The following is a 16,424-nucleotide window of genomic DNA, read 5'->3' as shown; positions in this document are numbered from 1 at the left end:
GCCGATCGCCCCCGATCCGGCCGGCGGGCCTCTTCTCGTCTCCCGGCGCCGCCTCATCGGGCCGCGGTCTCCAGCGCCGCGCGGGCGGCGGTCGCGCCGTGGTGGGCGGCCCCGAAGTGCGCCTCCCAGTCGGCGATCGCGGCGGTGAGCGTCTGCTCGCCCCGGCCCTGCCGGGCCTCGGCGGTGCCGAGCGCGGTGCGCAGCTCCAGGGCCCGGTGGGTGGGACGGTCGCTGGGCGGGCACAGGGCGAGGCCCGCCCGGGCGGCCTGCTCGGCGGCGGCGGGGTCGCCCTCGGCGAGGTGCTGCCGGGCGGCGGCCAGGTGGAGCGCGGAGCGGTCCGCGTCGGGCAGGGCGGGCGCGGCCTCGGCCGCGGCGCGGGCGGCGTCCAGTTCGGTGCGGGCCTCCTCGGTGCGGCCCTGGCCGAGCAGTGCGCGGGAGAGGTTGACCCGCAGGACCAGTTCGAACGAGCCGCCGGTGACGCCGGCCGCCAGCGCCCTGCGCAGCAGGTCCTCGGCGTCGGCGTGCCGTCCCCGCAGCGAGAGGCTGACCGCCAGGTTGTTGTTGGCCGAGGTCCGGGTCAGGGTGGCGCCGGGTTCGGACGCTCCGACGGACTCCGCCTTGAGCCGGGCCGCCCCGTGTTCGACCGCCTCGTGCTCGCCGAGGTAGGTGAGTTGGGCCAGCCGGTTGCTCTCGACCACCAGCGCGAACTCCCAGCCCTCGCGGCGGGCGGCGGTGCCGAGGGCGGCGTACTGCTCGGCGGCCTCCCGGTGCCGTCCCAGGTCGGCCAGGACGGTGGCGTTCGCCTTGCGGGCGAGCAGCGACGGGGTGAGCGAGGCGTCGACCGCCAGGGCCCGCTCGATCTCCTCGACCGCCTGCTGGTAACGCCCCCCGGCGCGCAGCAGTTTGGCGAGTTCGGCGCGCAGCAGCACCTCGCCGTCGGTCTGCAGGCCGGGGGCGCCCAGAGCGGCGCGCAGTTCGCGCTCGGCCTCCTCTGCCCGGCCCTGTGCGCGCAGGGCGGCGCCGACCAGTGCCAGGGCGTTCGCGGTGGGGAAGGCGCCGGGACCGGCCGCCCCGGCGTACGCCTCGGCTGCCTGCCGGGCGAGTTGCTCGGCCTCGGTGTGCCGCTCCTCCTGCGCGGCCCGGTCGGCCCGGTGCAGGAGCTGGTCGGCCCGGCCGGTCTTGCGACGTGTGAAGAGGCCCATCGGTTCTGCGGTCCTTCCGGTTGCGGTGGGCCGCGATCGTAGCGGAGCGGCGTCAGCGGGTGGTGCGGCGGCCCAGGTAGGTGAGCGGTCCGGGGTCGGGGACGGGGACGACGTGGAAGCCGAGGCGGTCGTAGAAGGCGCGGGCGGCGGTGTTGGCGGTGACCATGCCGAGGTGGACCCGTTCGACGCCCTTGGCGGCCAGGGCGTCGAACAGGGTGTGCATCAACTCCCGTCCGTGGCCCGCCCGCTGGTGGCTGGGGAGCAGGTCGATGTGCAGGTGGGCGGGGTAGTCGGCGAGTTCGGGCAGCACCATCCGCTCGGGGGTGTGCAGCAGGTGGACCATCACCTCGCTGGGGGTGGCCGGTTCGCCGGTCAGCGGCGGGTAGCGGTCGGCGACGGTGGGGATCCACTCCTCCCGGAAGCGCTTCACGAACGTCGGGGTGTCGGCGGTCGCCAGCACGTAGCCGACCGCCCGCCCGCCGTCGTCCAGCACGAACGCCAGGTCCGGTTCCAGCACGGCGTACGGGGCGGCGAAGATGTTCGGCAGCAGTTCGTGGTCGGGGTAGGTCTGCCGGGAGTCGCCGCCGTTCTCGGCCGTGCGGACGCAGATGTCGAACAGGGCGTCCCGGTCGGTGGGCCGGTAGGGGCGGACGACGGGCCGTCGGGGATGGTCGCTCATCCCCCGCATCCTTCCTTCGAACACACCGTTCGACAAGCGGATTGACCGTCCGTCAGAACCGGGGCCGGACCCGCCGTCAGACCGCCATCGCCAGCATCAGCGGCGCCGCCCGCACCGACAGCAGCTCGGCGGCCTCGCGCAGCCGGTGCGCCTGGGCCAGCGGCAGTGAGGTGGCCAGGCAGCCGAGGGTGCTCCCGGCGACGACCGGGACGGCCGCGCAGACCGTGTCCATCGAGTACTCCTGCAGGTCCAGGACGGGGACGGTGGCGGGCTGCCGGTCGAGCCGGTGCAGCAGGCGGTCGGTCTCGGTGACGGTGCGCGCGGTCAGCCGGGCGGCCGGGTGGCGGGCGAGGTGGTCGAGGCGGGCCTCGTGGTCGAGTTGGGCGAGCAGGCACTTGCCGATCGCGGAGGCGTGCGCGGTGGCCCGGAAGTCGGCCCACTCGTGCACGGCGGGGGCGTCCTCGTCCGCGCAGACCGCCTCCACCGACAGCTCCCCGTCGTGGTAGCGGCCGAAGTAGACGGCCGCGCCGAGCTCGTCGCGCAGCTCCTCCAACCGGTGCTGCAGCCGGGCCCGCACCATCGGCTCCCGGTGCTGCGTGCCCAGCAGGGTGAACGCCCCGCCGAGCGCCCAGCCGCCGTCCAGCCGGACGAGGTAGCCCTCGGTCTCCAACTCCTCGGCCAGCAACTGCACCTGGGCCTCCGGCAGGGACAGCTCCCGGGCCAGCTCGGCCTGGGAGGCGCCCTCCGGCCTGCGGTCCACCGCCTCCAGCAGCCGCAGCGCCCGCCGCAGCGCCCCGAACGGCCCGGAGCCGCCGCCCGTTCCCAGCAACCCGTCGCTCCGGCCCCTGCTCACCGCGGACATGGTCTGGCCCCCTCCCGCGCCGTCCCGCCTCCCCTCCAGGGTAGGCGCCGCACGGCTCCCGCACCGTCCCCTCACCGGATATTCGCCCCCGCGGGCCGGGGCGCCCTTGACAGGCATATGCCCCGGCGGTGCGGGAACCGTCCCCGGCGCACCACGCGCGCCGGGGACGGTCGGCGTCCGGCGGTGCGTCAGTCCTCGTGCGCCGCGCGGAGCTCGGCGACCGCGGCGGCCAGCCGGGCGCCGTACTCCGGGTCGGCGGCGTGGAAGTGCGCGAGGTTCTTCTCCACCACGTCGTCCCGGCCGACCTGGGCCAGCGAGCCGGCCAGGTTGGCGATCAGGCGGGACTTCTCGGCGTCCGTCATCAGCCGGTAGAGCTCGCCGGCCTGGAAGAAGTCGTCGTCCTTGCTGTGCGCGGGCGTCGGGTAGGTGCCGGTGTGGCCGGAGACCGGCTGCGGGGCGTGCAGCGGCTCGTCGGTCTGGGCCGGGCCGCCGTACGAGTTGGGCTCGTAGTTCTTGTTGCGGCCGTTGGGGTTGAGCGCGCCGAGGCCGTCCTGTCCGTAGTTGGCGGCCTGCGCCGCCCGCGGGGCGTTCACCGGGAGCTGGGTGTGGTTGACACCGAGCCGGTAGCGCTGGGCGTCGGCGTACGCGAACAGGCGGCCCTGCAGCATCTTGTCGGGCGAGGGGCCGATGCCGGGCACGAAGTTGTTCGGCGAGAAGGCGGCCTGCTCGACCTCGGCGAACACGTTCTCCGGGTTGCGGTTGAGCACCAGCCGGCCGACCTTGACCAGCGGGTAGTCGGCGTGCGGCCACACCTTGGTCAGGTCGAACGGGTTGAACCGGTAGTCCGCGGCGTCCTCGACCGGCATCAGCTGCACGTACAGCGTCCAGGACGGGTACACCCCGCGCTCGATCGCCTGGTGCAGGTCCCGCTGGTGGCTGTCGGCGTCGCCGCCCGCGGTCTCGGCGGCCTGGGCGGCGTCCAGCGAGCGGACGCCCTGGTTGGTCTTGAAGTGGTACTTCACCCAGTGCGCCCGGCCCTCGGCGTTGACCCACTGGTAGGTGTGCGAGCCGTAGCCGTTCATGTGCCGGTACGAGGCCGGGATGCCGCGGTCGCCGAACAGCCAGGTGATCTGGTGCGTGGAGGCCGGCGAGTGCGCCCAGAAGTCCCAGACGTTGTCGGGCTCCTGGGTGCCGGTGTACGGGTCGCGCTTCTGCGAGTGGATGAAGTCCGGGAACTTGATCGGGTCCTTGATGAAGAACACCGGGGTGTTGTTGCCGACCAGGTCGTAGTTGCCCTGCTCGGTGTAGAACTTCACCGCGAAGCCGCGCGGGTCGCGCACCGCGTCGGTGGAGCCCAGCGCGCCCGCGACGGTCGAGAAGCGCAGGAACACCTCGGTGCGCTGGCCGACCCGGGAGAGGAACGCCGCCTTGGTGTACTGCGCGACCTCGTCGGTCACCTCGAAGTACCCGTACGCGCCCGACCCGCGGGCGTGCACCACCCGCTCCGGGATGCGCTCCCGGTTGAACCGGGCCAGCTTCTCCAGCAGGTGCTGGTCCTGCACCAGCAGCGGGCCGTACTCGCCGGCCGACGCGCTGTTCTGGTTGTCGGCGACGGGCGCGCCGGACTCGGTGGTGAGGGTTCTGGGCATGGGTGATCCTTCTCGGGCGTGCGGAGAACGGGAGGAGGGGACGCGCCGTCAGCTCGCGTACAGCGGCCGGATGGCGGCCGCGTCGGTGAGCGGGCGGGCCTCGGCGGGGTCGGTCGGGAGGCCGGCCGCGGCGAGGGCCTCGCGGGCCTCGCGCAGGGGGAGGGCGTTGAACCAGCGCAGCGCGAGGGCGTCCTGGCCGGCCGGGGTGAGGCGGCCGGTGAGGCGCAGGCGGGCGAGGCCGCCGTCGGGGTAGACGTTGATCCGGACGTGGGTGACCGGGGTGCCCGCGGGGAGGCGGTAGCGGTGGCGGGTGTCGGGCTGCAGGCGGGTGCGCGGCAGCAGGACGGTCTCGGTCCCGCTCCCGGCGTCGGTGCCGACGAGTTCGGCCCAGCCGGGGGCGTTGGCGACGAAGCAGGAGGTGTCCACCTCCGCCGCCAGGACCTCGCCGCCCCCGGCCAGGGCCACTCGCACCCAGTCGTTGGCCTTGTCGCGCCGACGCCGGGTCTCCCAGCCGTCGCCCATGACGGTGGCGCGACCGGGAGCGTTCAGGTTGTGCGGGGAGGAGAAGTAGCGGTCGGAGGCGGCCTCGGCGACGCCGCCGTGCTCCTGGGCGGCGAGGTCGAAGGTGAGGCCGGCCAGCTCGCGCGGGTCGGGCAGCACCTCGCCGTGCACCCGCAGCCGGGCGACGCCGCCGTCCGGCCAGATGTTCAGGCGGACGTGCGTCCAGCGGGTCGGGTCGTCGACCGGGAAGTGGTGGGCGGTGTCGCCCTTGAGCGGGGTGCGCGGGACGAGGTCGGTCCACTCGGCGTCGGCGAGCTCCTCGGGCGAGGGGTGGCCGGGGACGGACGCGGCCTGCACGGACGCGGTCTCGGGGTAGTTGCCGGTGAAGTGCGCGGTGTCGACGACCACGCCGCGGATCCGGCCCGCGACGCCGAGCCGGACGATCGCCCAGTCGTGGTCGTCCTCGGTGGGGTGCGGCTGCTCGGCGCTCGCGCCGCGGCGGCGGCGGGACTCCCAGCCGTCCATGATCTGGCCCTTGTGGCCGAAGGTGTGCGGGCGGAACTCGGCGGGCTTGGCGACCAGCAGGTTCTCGGCGTCCGCGAAGGTGTCCTCGTTGGTGGCGACCACGCCCGCGCCCAGCAGCCGGGAGGCCAGGTCGACCAGCTCGGTGAACGGCGCGCTCGAGGTCAGGTCAGTGCTCAACTGGTGCTCCTTCTTTCAGCGTTGGGTGTCAGGGTCGGACGATCTGCCGGCCGTGCGGGGCACCGTCGGGGTCGACGGGCCGCCCGCGCAGCCAGGTGCGCCGGACCAGCCCGGTGAGGGTGCGGCCCGCGTACGGGGTGACCGGGTTCTTGTGGTGGAGGCGTTCGGCGCGGACGGTCAGCTCGCCGTCCGGGTCGAAGGCCACCAGGTCGGCGTCGTACCCGGGCGCGACGGCGCCCTTGGTGCCGGTCAGGCCGACCAGGGCGGCGGGGCCCGCGGACATCCAGCGGACCACGTCCGCCAGGGTGTGGCCGCGGCGGCGGGCCTCGGTCCACACCGCGGGCAGGCCCAACTGGAGGGAGGCGATGCCGCCCCAGGCGGCGGCGAAGTCGCCGCTGCCGCCGTGCCGGGCGAGGAGTTTGAGGTCGGGGGTGGAGGGCGAGTGGTCGGAGACCACGGCGGCGAACTCGCCGTCCGCGAGGGCCTGCCAGAGCAGGTCGCGGTTGGACTCGTCGCGGATCGGCGGGCAGCACTTGAACGCGGTGTCCCCGTCCGGGACCTCCTCGGCCGCCAGGGTCAGGTAGTGCGGGCAGGTCTCGGCGGTGACGGCGACGCCGTCCGCCCGGGCCTGCCGCAGCAGCGGCAGCACGGCGGCGGAGGAGACGTGCAGGACGTGCACCCGGGCGCCGGTGCGGCGGGCGGCGGCCAGCAGGGCGGCGACCGCGGCGGTCTCGGCGTCGTCCGGGCGGGAGGCCAGGAAGTCCCGGTAGTGGGTGCCGGGCACCTGGGGGGCGGCCTCCAGCACGGCCGGGTCCTCGGCGTGGATGATCGCCAGCGCGCCGATCCGGGCCTGCTCGGCGAGCGCCGACTCCAGGTCGGCTGGGGTGGCCAGGTGCGGGAACTCGTCCACCCCGGACGGGGCCAGGAAGGACTTGAAGCCGAACACGCCCGCCCGGTGCAGCGGTTCCAGGTCGCCGGTGTTGCCGGGCACCGCCCCGCCCCAGAAGCCCAGGTCGACCCAGGTCTGGCCGTCGGCGGTCCTCCGCTTGGCGTCGAGGCCCGCGACGGTGGTGGTCGGCGGGACCGAGTTGAGCGGCATGTCGACGATCGTGGTGACGCCGCCCGCCGCGGCGGCCTTCGTCGCGGAGGCGAAGCCCTCCCAGTCGGTGCGGCCGGGCTCGTTGACGTGCACGTGGGTGTCGACCAGGCCGGGCAGCAGCGCGACCTCGCCGAGGTCTGTGAGCTGCCGGTCGCCGACGGGCAGCGCGCCGTGGGCGGCGACCTGCTCGATCTTCCCGGCCCGCACCAGCACGTCGGCGGGGCGCTCGCCGTCCGGCAGGACCACCCGCCGGGAGCGGATCACCGTGCTGTCGCCGATGGGCATGAGGGGACCTCCGAGCGTCGTGGGGAGCGAGGGTGGGTCGAAGGAGTGCTGGGAGCGTAGGCCCGCCTTCAACAAAACGTCAATGTAGGAACGTACGAGGACCCTACGGTCCGTCAGGACAGCAGCTCGGCCGCCAGGCGCTCCCCCGCGAGCTCCGCGAGTTCGCCCGCCCGGGCCATCGACTCCGCCGGATCGGCCACCAGGTCGGCCAGCGCCAGCGCCCGGACGAAGCCCGCCGACCGCCACTCCCGCTCCGACAGCTCCAGCCGCCCGGCCACCGCCGCCACCGGCACCCCGGCCCGCGCCGCCGCCGCGGCCACCCCCGCCGGGGCCTTGCCGTGCAGGGTCTGCGCGTCCAGGCAGCCCTCGCCGGTCACCACCAGGCGCGCACCGCGCACCGCCCGGTCGAAGCCCAGCAGCTCCAGCAACAGCTCGATGCCCGGACGCATCCGCGCGCCCAGCAGCGCCAGCGCGGCGAAGCCCACCCCGCCGGCCGCGCCCGCACCCGCCGCGTCCCGGACCTCGCGGCCCGTCAGCCCGGCGACCGCGTCCGCCCAGCGGGCCAGCCCCTCCTCCAGCACCAGCAGGTCCGCGGCGTCCGCGCCCTTCTGCGGGCCGTACACGGCAGCGGCGCCGCGCGGGCCCAGCAGCGGGTTGTCCACGTCGCACGCGACCACCACCTCCACCCCGCGCAGCCGCTCCGCGAGCGGACCGGGCTCCACCCGCGCCAGGCGCCGCAGCGCGGCCCCGCCCGGCGGCAGCGGCGAGCCGTCCGCGTCGTACAGCTCCACGCCCAGCGCCTGCACCATGCCCGCACCGCCGTCGGTGCAGGCACTGCCCCCCAGGCCCAGCACCACCCGGGACGCCCCGAGCGAGACCGCCTTCGCGATCAGCTGGCCCACCCCGTACGAGCCCGCCCCGAGCGGCGCCGTCCGGCCCCCCGGCAGCCGGGCCAGGCCCGAGGCCTGGGCCAGCTCGACGACGGCGGTCTCCCCCCGCACCGCCAGCCCCGCGACCACCGGCAGGCCGGTCGGCCCCGCGACCTTCACCTCCACCCGCGAGAACCCGGCCGCGAGCGCCGCCGCGAGCGTCCCCTCCCCGCCGTCGGCCACCGGCAGCTCCCGCACCTCCACCCCGGGCGCCACCCGCCGGAGCCCCGCCGCGAGTCGCGCGGCGACCTCGGCGCCCTCCAACGAGCCCTTGAACTTGTCGGGGGCAACGACCACATGACCTCGCACGACACCGGGCCTTTCAGGAGGAGGAACTGTTCAGGGAGCTCGGGAGAGCACCATCAGGGGCCCGGGGAACCGTCGGGCACACGGGTCGTGCAATCCAGGGGCCCGGGGAACCGTCGGGCACACGGGTCGTGCAATCCAGGGGCCCGGGGAACGGCGGGTCCGAGCTGCTGGCGGCCGGAGCCCATCGGAAAGTCCGTGCTGCTTCGGGCCGCCTGAACAGAACCCGAAGCCGATGCGCGCTCCGGCAGTGAACCGTCAGCAGACTCGTGCCCGCCGTTCCCCGGGCCCCTGACGGGGCCACTGCGCAGCACGGACTCGCCGTTCCCCGAGCCCCTGTTGTGCATGCTCGTCTGCCGAAGAGTTCCCCGAGCCCCTGACGGGGCTCGACGTGGCTCCCTCCCCGCCGGCCTCCCGTCCCGCTTCCGACGTGCGGGAGGCTCCCCTCGGCGGGGAGGGGGTCTGGACCCCCTGGGGGCGCGGGCACGACCGGACAGGTACACGCCGCCAGGGGGAGTCGGTTACTTGACCTCGCGGCCGGAGAGCCGCTCGACGCCGCGCAGCAGCGCGGAGTGGTCGAGCGAGCCGTCGCCGTTGGCGCGGGCGGAGGCGACCAGCTGGGCGGCGACCGCGCCGAGCGGGAGCGCGGCGCCGACGGCGCGGGCCGCGTCGGTGACGATGCCCATGTCCTTGTGGTGGAGGTCGATCCGGAAGCCGGGGGCGAACTCGCGGGCGAGCATGTTGCCCTTCTTGCGGTTCAGCACGGTGGATCCGGCCAGTCCGCCGCCGAGCACGTCGAGCGCGGCGGCGAGGTCGACGCCCGCGTTCTCCAGGAAGACCACGGCCTCGGCGAGGACCTGGATGTTGACGGCGACGATCAGCTGGTTCGCGGCCTTGACGGTCTGGCCCGCACCGGCCGGGCCGACGTGCACGACGGTGGTGCCGAGCGCGTCGAACAGCGGCTTGGCCTCGGCGAAGTCGGCCTCGGCGCCGCCGACCATGATGGAGAGCACGGCCTCGACCGCGCCGGCCTCGCCGCCGGAGACGGGGGCGTCCAGGCTGCGCAGGCCCGCCGCCCTCGCGGCGGCGTCGACCTTGACGGAGGTCTGCGGGGTGATGCTGGACATGTCGATGACCAGGGTGCCGGGCCTGGCGTGCGCCAGGACGCCGTCCTCGCCGAGGATCGCCTGCTCGACCTGCGGGTCGGCGGGGACCATGGTGATGACGACCTCGGCGTCGGCGACGGCCTCGGCGATCGATCCGGCGCCGTGGCCGCCCGCGGCGACCAGGGCGTCGATGGGCTCCTGGGTGAGGTTGTAGCCGGTGACGTGGTGGCCGGCCTTGACCAGGTTGACGGCCATGGGCTTGCCCATGATGCCGAGGCCGATGAAGGCGATCTTGCGGCTCATCGCGTGCGGGTCCTTAGCTGTGAGGGTCTCGGTGGGTCTCGGTCGGCGGGGGTTCAGCGTGCGCCGCGCAGCTCGCGCGGGAGCCAGTCGAAGCTCTCGGCGCTGACGCCGCCCGCCGGGCGGTACTCGAGGCCGATGCGGCCCCGGTACCCGGCGGCGGTGAGGCGGGCGAACAGGTCCTCGAAGTCGAGTTCGCCGGTGCCGGGTTCGTTGCGGCCGGGGGTGTCGGCGATCTGCACGTGGCCGATCCGGTCGGCGTACGCGTCGATGACGGCGGCCGGGTCCTCGCCGTTGCGGGCGAGGTGGTAGAGGTCGCAGAGGAACCTGGCGTTGCCGAGGCCGGTGGCGGCGTTGACCTTGTCGACGACGTCGACCGTGGCGGCGGCGGTGACCAGCGGGTAGTCGGGGGACTCGGCCGCGTTGAGGGTCTCGACCAGCAGGACGGCGCCGACGGAGTGCGCGGCCCGGGCGGCCAGCGCGAGGTTCTCCAGGGCGAGGGCGTCCTGTGCGGCGGGGTCGGCGTCGGGGACGCGGTTGCCGTAGAGGGCGTTGAGCGCGCCGGTGCCGAGGCGTTCGGCGAGGGCGACGGCGACCGGGATGTTCTCCCGGAAGCGCTCGCTCTCGGCGGGCACGGACAGCGTGCCGCGGGCGCCGCGGGCGAGGTCGTCGAGGAAGTTGAGGCCGGTGAGTTCGACCCCGGCGGTCTCGAACGCCGCGACCAGCGCGTCGAGTTCGTCGTTCCCGGGGGCGGGCTCCTCGCCGAAGGGCCACCAGAGTTCGGCGGCGGTGAAGCCGGCTGCCGCGGCGGCGGCGGGCCGCTCCAGCAGGGGCAGTTCGCCGAACAGGATGGACAGGTTGACCGTGAAGCGGTGCTGGGCGGCAGCGGTCACGTCGTTCACCTCTCTCGCTCTCGCGCCGGTCAACTTCCACGATCCGGAAGCTGGATTCTGCTTGATGGAAGCTTCTCCGCCGCCACCCGAGCTGTCAAGAAACTCGCAACAATTTGTTGAAGCAGCCGAACGCCGGGCCGCCCGCTCCCGCACTGCTGTCCGATCGCCCAGGCCGACCGGGTCGATAAGGTGAGCGGGTGCGATTGATGGTGGAGTTCACGACAGAGCCGTTCGAACTGGACGGGTTCCCCGAGCACGCCAAGGCCGCGCGCCGCGCGGTGGACGAGGCGGGGCTCGCCGTCTCGGTGGGGCCGTTCGGCACCAGCGCCGAGGGCGACGCCGAGCAGGCGCTGGCCGCCGTCACCCGCCTGCTGCGGGAGACCCTGGCGGCGGGCGCGAGCCGGATCTCGGTCCAGGTCAGCGTGCTGGACGAGCAGCCCGAGCCCTCCGCGGGGCCCGGCCCGGAAGGACCCGAAGGAGGGGATACGCAGTGAGCGAGACCTTGAACCACCCGCTCGCCGCCGCCCTGGAGCCGCTGCTGGCCGCGGTCGGCGCGACCGCGCTCGACCCGTCCGAGGCGCGCGCGGAGGACGTGGTGCTGGAGTGGGACGGCGCGCCGGCCGTCGCGGTGCGGCTGCCGCACCTGAGCAGTGCGCTGGACCGGCTGCTGGCGGAGATGACCCGGCAGTTCGACGGGCGGCCGCTGACCGAGCTGGACCGCGCGGAGAAGCAGCGGGTGGTCGCCCTGCTGGAGGAGCGCGGTGCGTTCACCGTCCGCCACGGGGTGGAGACGGTCGCGTCGGCGCTCGGCGTCAGCCGGTTCACGGTGTACAACTACCTGAACCGGCAGGAGAAGGGCTGACCCGCCGGGCCGCTCCCCGCGTTCCGGCGGGGCCGCTCTTGGTGGATCGCACACGGCGCCGGGCCCCGGGCCCGGCGCCGTGCCACGTCAGCACAAACAGTTCAACAAAGTGTTGACGGCCTGTTGCGGCCGATCTAGCTTGTGCGGGTGGCACCAACCCTCAGGAGGTCCACCCGTGACCCAGCCACCCCCTGCCCTCTCCGCCCTGGCCGCCACCGGCGCGTCCGAGCTGAGGGAGATCCTGCTGGAGGTCTGCTCCAGCCCCGCCTGGGCCGCCGCCGTCGCGGCGTCCCGTCCCTGGCGGGACCGCGAGGACCTGCTCGCCGCCAACGCCGAGGCGATGGCGGGGCTCACCGCGGACGACCTGCGCGACGCGATGGCCGGCCACGCCAGGATCGGCACCCCGAAGCCGGGGGACGCCGTCTCCGAGCGCGAGCAGGCCGGCGTCCGGGGCGTCGACCCGTCCGTGCTGGACGAACTGCGCACCGCCAACGCCGCCTACGAGGCCAAGTTCGGCCACGTCTTCCTGATCTGCGCGACCGGCCGCACCGCGGACGGCATGCTCGCCGCGCTGCGCGAGCGCTACCCGAACGACGCCGCCACCGAGGCGGAGATCGTCCGGGGCGAGCTGCGGAAGATCAACGACATTCGCATCAGTCAACTGCTTGACGCACCGCAGTGAGTTGACGGACAGTCACTTCCTGCCATTCAGTGAGGCCTTCACCCCATGACCGGCATCTCCACGCATGTGCTCGACACCAGCCTCGGCCGCCCGGCCGAGGGCGTTCCGGTCGAGCTGGCACTGCACACCGAGGGTGGCTGGCAGGTGCTCGGCACCTCCGCCACGGACTCCGACGGCCGGGTCAAGGACCTGCCGGCCGTGGAGGCGGGCTCGGTCGTCCGGCTGCTGTTCGACACCGCGCAGTACCACGCGGGGTCGGCCGGGCAGCCGTTCTTCCCCGAGGTCTCGATCGTCTTCACGGTCGCGCCCGCGCAGCACCACTACCACGTGCCGCTGCTGCTCAACCCGTTCGGCTACTCGGTCTACCGCGGAAGCTAGGTAGGCCGTACGGAACCCTAGGAGCCACCCCATGGCCCACGTGCTCGGTCAGAACCAGTACGGCAAGGCGGAGAACCGCATCGTCCGGGTCTACCGCGATTCCACCCGCCACGAGATCAAGGACCTGAACGTCTCGGTCTCGCTGCGCGGCGAGTTCGAGGACGTGCACCTCACCGGCTCGAACGCCAACTGCCTGCCCACCGACACCACCAAGAACACCGTGTACGCCTTCGCCAAGGAGCACGGCATCGAGTCCGCCGAGGGCTTCGGCGTCCTGCTGGCCCGGCACTTCGTCGACGACACCGAGCGCGGCGTGGTGCACGGGGCCCGGATCCGGATCGAGGAGTACGGCTGGGAGCGGATCAGGACCCCCGACTCGTCCTCCCGGTTCATCGGCTCCGAGGAGGTCGGCCACTCCTTCGTCCGCAAGGGCCAGGAGGTGCGCACCACCGAGGTGGTGTACGACGGCGACCGGTTCCGGGTGATCTCCGGGCTCAAGGACCTGGTGGTGATGAACACCACCAACTCCGAGTTCTGGGGCTACATCAAGGACAAGTACACCACCCTGCAGGAGGCGTACGACCGCATCCTGGCCACCCAGGTGACGGCCCGCTGGGCGTTCGGCTTCCACGGCCGCGACGGCGAGCCGGAGCCGAACTGGAACCGCTCGTACCAGCAGGTGCGCCGCCACCTGCTGGAGGCCTTCGCCGAGACCTACTCCTACTCGCTGCAGCAGACCCTGCACGCGATGGGCACCCGGGTGCTGAACAACCGCGCCGAGGTGGACGAGGTCCGCCTGGAGCTGCCCAACAAGCACCACTTCCTGGTCGACCTGGAGCCGTTCGGACTGAAGAACGAGAACGAGGTCTACTACGCCGCCGACCGGATGTACGGCCTGATCGAGGGCACCGTGCACCGCGAGGGCGTCACCCCGGTCATCCCGGTGGTCTGACGCGCCGCCAGTCTCCACCCGCAGCACCGCGCTTCACTCTCCCTCCCCCACACCGTTCGGAGACCGCGCCCGCCCTCACGGCGGCGGTCCCGGGAGCCGGAGAGCAGGCCGGAGGGACCCTTGCACCGTCGTCCCGCCCTCCGGCCGGAACCACCACCCTCTCCAGCGCCCGGGTCGCGCCGAGAGCCAGGGACAGCAAAGGGGCTCTTCCATGGCACTCCGCACCACCCCCACCACTGACGACGGTTCCACTCCCACCACCCACCCGGTCGACGAGGTGCTCTCCCCGCCGAAGCTGTTCGGCACCGGGCTGCAGCACGTCGCCGCGATGTACGCCGGCGTGGTCGCCCCACCCCTGATCGTGGGCGCGGGCGTCGGGCTGAGCCCCGGCGAACTCGCCCTGCTCATCTCGGCCAGCCTGTTCACCGCGGGCCTGGCCACCCTGCTGCAGACCCTCGGCGTCTGGCGGATCGGGGCCCGGCTCCCGTTCGTCAACGGCGTCTCGTTCGCCGGTGTCGCCCCGATGCTGGCGATAGCCAAGGAGCACGGCCCGAAGGACGCCCTCCCGGTGGTCTTCGGGGCGGTGATCGTCGCGGGGGTCCTGTGCCTCCTCGCGGCGCCGTACTTCTGCCGGCTGGTCAGGTTCTTCCCGCCGGTCGTGCAGGGCACCGTGATCACCCTCATCGGGGTGTCCCTGCTGCCGGTCGCGGTCAACTGGGCGCGCGGCGGCTCGCCGGGCGCGCCCGGCTACGGCTCCGCGAAGGCGGTGGGCCTGGCCGCGTTCACGCTGGCCGCCGTGGTGCTGGGCAACCGGCTGCTGCGCGGCTTCTGGCAGCAGATGTCGCTGCTGATCGGCCTGGCCGTCGGCACCGTCGCGGCCTTCCCGCTCGGCCTGGCCGACTTCTCCGCGGTCGGCGACGCCCGGGTGTTCGCGCTGCCCTCGCCGTTCCACTTCGGCGGGCCGCAGTTCGACGCCGCGGCGATCGCGTCGATGTGCATCGTCATGGTGGTCTCGATGACCGAGTCCACCGCCGACATGCTGGCGCTGGGCCGGATCGTCGACCGCGAGGCCGACGAGCCGACCCTGGCCGCGGGCCTGCGCGCCGACGGCCTGGCCACCGCGGTCAGCCCGGTGTTCAACGGCTTCGCGTGCAGCGCGTTCGCCCAGAACATCGGACTGGTGGCGCTCACCAAGGTGCGCAGCCGGTACGTGGTCGCGGCGGGCGGCGGCATCCTGGTGCTGCTGGGCCTGTTCCCGGTGCTCGGCTCGCTGGTGTCGCTGGTGCCGCAGCCGGTGCTGGGCGGCGCGGGGATCGTGCTGTTCGGCACGGTCGCGGCGTCCGGCATCCGCACCCTCGCGGAGGCCGGGATGGAGTCCACCTCGCACACCATCCTGGTGTCGGTGTCGCTCGGGGTGGGGATCGTCCCGATCGCCGTACCGTCCTTCTACGACGGGTTCCCGGAGGCCGTCCGCACCCTGATGCACTCCGGCATCTCGGCCGGCTGCCTGGCCGCGGTGCTGCTCAACCTGCTGTTCCACCACGTCGGCTCCGCCGGCCGTTCCCTCCAAGGAGTTCCCCCATGGCAGTCCAGCCCCCAGCCGCCGACCGGCGGATCGTGATCGAGAACGTCGCGATCGCCACCGTCGACGCCCACGACACCGAGTACGCCCGCGGCCACGTGGTGCTGCTCGGCAACACCGTCGAGTCGGTCGGCGACGGGCCCGCGCCCGCCTGGCTGGACAACGTGGCGCGGCGGATCAACGGCGAGGGGCACCTGCTCACCCCCGGCCTGGTCAACACCCACCACCACTTCTACCAGTGGATCACCCGCGGACTGGCCCAGGACGACATCCTGTTCGACTGGCTGGTGGCGCTCTACCCGACCTGGGCACGCATCGACGAGGACCTGGTGCACGCCGCCACCCAGGGCTCCGCCGCGGCGCTGCTCAAGTCGGGCTGCACCACCGCCTCCGACCACCACTACGTCTTCCCGCGCGGCGGCGGCGACGTGCTCGGCGCCTCGGTGGCGGGCGTGCAGGAGCTGGGCCTGCGGTTCACCGCGCTGCGCGGCTCGATGGACCGCGGCAAGAAGGACGGCGGTCTGCCGCCGGACCACGCGGTCGAGGACACCGACGAGATCCTCGCCGCGTCCGAGAGCGCCGTCGACAAGTGGCACGACCCCTCGTTCGGCTCGATGCTGCAGGTCGCCGTCGCGCCCTGCTCCCCGTTCTCGGTCTCCACCGAACTGATGCGGCAGTCTGCCGAGTTGGCCCGCCGCAAGGGCGTGCGGCTGCACACCCACGGCTCGGAGACCGCCGAGGAGGAGGAGTTCTGCAAGCAGCTGTTCGGGATGGGCCCCACCGACTACTTCGAGTCGACGGGCTGGCTCGGCGAGGACGTCTGGATGGCGCACTGCGTCCACATGAACGACTCCGACATCGCCAAGTTCGCCGAGACCGGCACCGGCGTCGCGCACTGCCCGTCCTCCAACGCCCGCCTCGCGGCCGGGATCGCCCGCGTCCCCGACATGCTGAGGGCGGGCGTGCCGGTCGGCCTCGGCGTGGACGGCACCGCCTCCAACGAGTCCGGCGAGCTGGGCACCGAACTGCGCAACGCGCTGCTGATCAACCGCCTGCACGGCCGCCCCGACGCCCTGACGGTGCGCCAGGCGCTGCGGCTGGGCACCATGGGCGGCGCCCGCGTCCTGGGCCGCCAGGACGAGATCGGCTCGATCGAGCCGGGCAAGCTCGCCGACCTCGCGCTCTGGAAGGTCGACGGCGTCCTGCACTCCTCGATCGCCGACCCGGTCGCCGCCCTCGTCCTGGGCGCCCTCCCCCCGCTGGCCGCCCTGTTCGTCAACGGCAACGCGGTCGTCGAGAACGGCCGCCTCACCACCGTCGACGAGGACCGCATCGCCCTCGCCGCCGCCCGCGCCGCCCGCGACCTCGCCTCCCGCGGCTGACCCCGCCCCCGAACCCCGGGGGTCCGCCGCCAGGGACGACGGCGGACCCCCGGCCCACGGCCCCGGACCCCCG

Annotated in this window: 16 protein-coding genes; 7 read left to right on the top strand and 9 right to left on the bottom strand. The window is 73.9% G+C overall.

Annotation, left to right across the window (positions count from 1 at the left end):
- Positions 1 to 53 precede the first annotated feature (53 nt).
- The 9 genes from QSK52_RS01860 to QSK52_RS01820 all read right to left on the bottom strand — a co-directional run bounded on the left by QSK52_RS01860 (position 54) and on the right by QSK52_RS01820 (position 10,522).
- Positions 54 to 1,202 carry a tetratricopeptide repeat protein gene (locus tag QSK52_RS01860; RefSeq protein ID WP_285732716.1) on the bottom strand — a complete coding sequence of 383 codons (1,149 nt, stop codon included), beginning with the start codon at positions 1,200 to 1,202 and terminating at the stop codon, positions 54 to 56.
- A gap of 52 nt (positions 1,203 to 1,254) precedes the next feature.
- Complete coding sequence (locus QSK52_RS01855) at positions 1,255 to 1,881, bottom strand: GNAT family N-acetyltransferase (protein WP_285732713.1); 627 nt, start codon at positions 1,879 to 1,881, stop codon at positions 1,255 to 1,257.
- A 76-nt stretch (positions 1,882 to 1,957) separates the two neighbouring features.
- Positions 1,958 to 2,743, bottom strand: a complete 786-nt coding sequence (locus QSK52_RS01850; protein ID WP_435053143.1) for an IclR family transcriptional regulator — start codon at positions 2,741 to 2,743, stop codon at positions 1,958 to 1,960.
- A gap of 188 nt (positions 2,744 to 2,931) precedes the next feature.
- The gene (locus tag QSK52_RS01845; protein WP_285732707.1) at positions 2,932 to 4,392 is read right to left on the bottom strand and encodes a catalase; all 1,461 of its coding nucleotides are present in this window, start codon (positions 4,390 to 4,392) and stop codon (positions 2,932 to 2,934) included.
- A gap of 48 nt (positions 4,393 to 4,440) precedes the next feature.
- On the bottom strand, positions 4,441 to 5,595 hold the full coding sequence (gene alc / locus QSK52_RS01840) for an allantoicase (protein WP_285732705.1): 1,155 nt from the start codon (positions 5,593 to 5,595) through the stop codon (positions 4,441 to 4,443).
- Positions 5,596 to 5,623: 28 nt separating this feature from the next.
- Positions 5,624 to 6,979 carry an allantoinase AllB gene (gene allB / locus QSK52_RS01835; RefSeq protein ID WP_285732703.1) on the bottom strand — a complete coding sequence of 452 codons (1,356 nt, stop codon included), beginning with the start codon at positions 6,977 to 6,979 and terminating at the stop codon, positions 5,624 to 5,626.
- A gap of 113 nt (positions 6,980 to 7,092) precedes the next feature.
- Entirely contained in the window at positions 7,093 to 8,205 is a 1,113-nt protein-coding gene (locus QSK52_RS01830) for a glycerate kinase (RefSeq protein WP_285732701.1), read from the bottom strand.
- Between the two features lie 530 nt (positions 8,206 to 8,735).
- Positions 8,736 to 9,623, bottom strand: coding sequence for a 2-hydroxy-3-oxopropionate reductase (locus tag QSK52_RS01825; protein ID WP_285732699.1), 888 nt, complete (start codon positions 9,621 to 9,623; stop codon positions 8,736 to 8,738).
- Positions 9,624 to 9,676: 53 nt separating this feature from the next.
- Complete coding sequence (locus QSK52_RS01820) at positions 9,677 to 10,522, bottom strand: hydroxypyruvate isomerase family protein (RefSeq protein ID WP_285732697.1); 846 nt, start codon at positions 10,520 to 10,522, stop codon at positions 9,677 to 9,679.
- 197 nt (positions 10,523 to 10,719) lie between these two features.
- Here QSK52_RS01820 and QSK52_RS01815 point away from each other — a divergent pair, with 197 nt between their 5' ends.
- The 7 genes from QSK52_RS01815 to QSK52_RS01785 all read left to right on the top strand — a co-directional run bounded on the left by QSK52_RS01815 (position 10,720) and on the right by QSK52_RS01785 (position 16,351).
- A complete protein-coding gene (locus tag QSK52_RS01815; RefSeq protein ID WP_352230264.1) occupies positions 10,720 to 11,007 on the top strand; it encodes a thiamine-binding protein in 288 nt (95 codons plus the stop codon).
- Positions 11,004 to 11,375, top strand: a complete 372-nt coding sequence (locus QSK52_RS01810) for a helix-turn-helix domain-containing protein (protein WP_285732692.1) — start codon at positions 11,004 to 11,006, stop codon at positions 11,373 to 11,375. The genes QSK52_RS01815 and QSK52_RS01810 overlap by 4 nt, the downstream gene beginning before the upstream one ends.
- Before the next feature lie 175 nt (positions 11,376 to 11,550).
- Positions 11,551 to 12,057: a 2-oxo-4-hydroxy-4-carboxy-5-ureidoimidazoline decarboxylase gene (uraD, locus tag QSK52_RS01805; protein ID WP_285732690.1), complete on the top strand. Its 507-nt coding sequence runs from the start codon at positions 11,551 to 11,553 to the stop codon at positions 12,055 to 12,057.
- A 45-nt stretch (positions 12,058 to 12,102) separates the two neighbouring features.
- Positions 12,103 to 12,435, top strand: a complete 333-nt coding sequence (uraH, locus tag QSK52_RS01800; RefSeq protein WP_285732688.1) for a hydroxyisourate hydrolase — start codon at positions 12,103 to 12,105, stop codon at positions 12,433 to 12,435.
- 31 nt (positions 12,436 to 12,466) lie between these two features.
- Entirely contained in the window at positions 12,467 to 13,387 is a 921-nt protein-coding gene (gene pucL, locus QSK52_RS01795; RefSeq protein ID WP_285732686.1) for a factor-independent urate hydroxylase, read from the top strand.
- 211 nt (positions 13,388 to 13,598) lie between these two features.
- On the top strand, positions 13,599 to 15,008 hold the full coding sequence (locus QSK52_RS01790; protein ID WP_285732684.1) for a nucleobase:cation symporter-2 family protein: 1,410 nt from the start codon (positions 13,599 to 13,601) through the stop codon (positions 15,006 to 15,008).
- Positions 14,969 to 16,351: an 8-oxoguanine deaminase gene (locus QSK52_RS01785; RefSeq protein WP_285732682.1), complete on the top strand. Its 1,383-nt coding sequence runs from the start codon at positions 14,969 to 14,971 to the stop codon at positions 16,349 to 16,351. The genes QSK52_RS01790 and QSK52_RS01785 overlap by 40 nt, the downstream gene beginning before the upstream one ends.
- The last annotated feature ends 73 nt before the right edge of the window (positions 16,352 to 16,424 follow it).

Source organism: Kitasatospora phosalacinea (assembly GCF_030268885.1).
Taxonomy (GTDB): domain Bacteria; phylum Actinomycetota; class Actinomycetes; order Streptomycetales; family Streptomycetaceae; genus Kitasatospora; species Kitasatospora phosalacinea_C.
The sequence above is the reverse complement of the archived record's forward strand: the minus strand, read 5'-3'. Positions and strand labels throughout refer to the sequence as shown.

Excerpts from the sequence above, each read along its gene's own strand:
- QSK52_RS01860 (WP_285732716.1), bottom strand. The coding sequence starts at position 1,202 with ATGGGCCTCTTCACACGTCGCAAGACCGGCCGGGCCGACCAGCTCCTG.
- QSK52_RS01790 (WP_285732684.1), top strand. The coding sequence starts at position 13,599 with ATGGCACTCCGCACCACCCCCACCACTGACGACGGTTCCACTCCCACC.
- uraH (WP_285732688.1), top strand. The coding sequence starts at position 12,103 with ATGACCGGCATCTCCACGCATGTGCTCGACACCAGCCTCGGCCGCCCG.
- QSK52_RS01825 (WP_285732699.1), bottom strand. The coding sequence starts at position 9,623 with ATGAGCCGCAAGATCGCCTTCATCGGCCTCGGCATCATGGGCAAGCCC.
- pucL (WP_285732686.1), top strand. The coding sequence starts at position 12,467 with ATGGCCCACGTGCTCGGTCAGAACCAGTACGGCAAGGCGGAGAACCGC.
- QSK52_RS01855 (WP_285732713.1), bottom strand. The coding sequence starts at position 1,881 with ATGAGCGACCATCCCCGACGGCCCGTCGTCCGCCCCTACCGGCCCACC.
- allB (WP_285732703.1), bottom strand. The coding sequence starts at position 6,979 with ATGCCCATCGGCGACAGCACGGTGATCCGCTCCCGGCGGGTGGTCCTG.
- QSK52_RS01850 (WP_435053143.1), bottom strand. The coding sequence starts at position 2,743 with ATGTCCGCGGTGAGCAGGGGCCGGAGCGACGGGTTGCTGGGAACGGGC.
- QSK52_RS01785 (WP_285732682.1), top strand. The coding sequence starts at position 14,969 with ATGGCAGTCCAGCCCCCAGCCGCCGACCGGCGGATCGTGATCGAGAAC.
- QSK52_RS01815 (WP_352230264.1), top strand. The coding sequence starts at position 10,720 with ATGGTGGAGTTCACGACAGAGCCGTTCGAACTGGACGGGTTCCCCGAG.
- QSK52_RS01845 (WP_285732707.1), bottom strand. The coding sequence starts at position 4,392 with ATGCCCAGAACCCTCACCACCGAGTCCGGCGCGCCCGTCGCCGACAAC.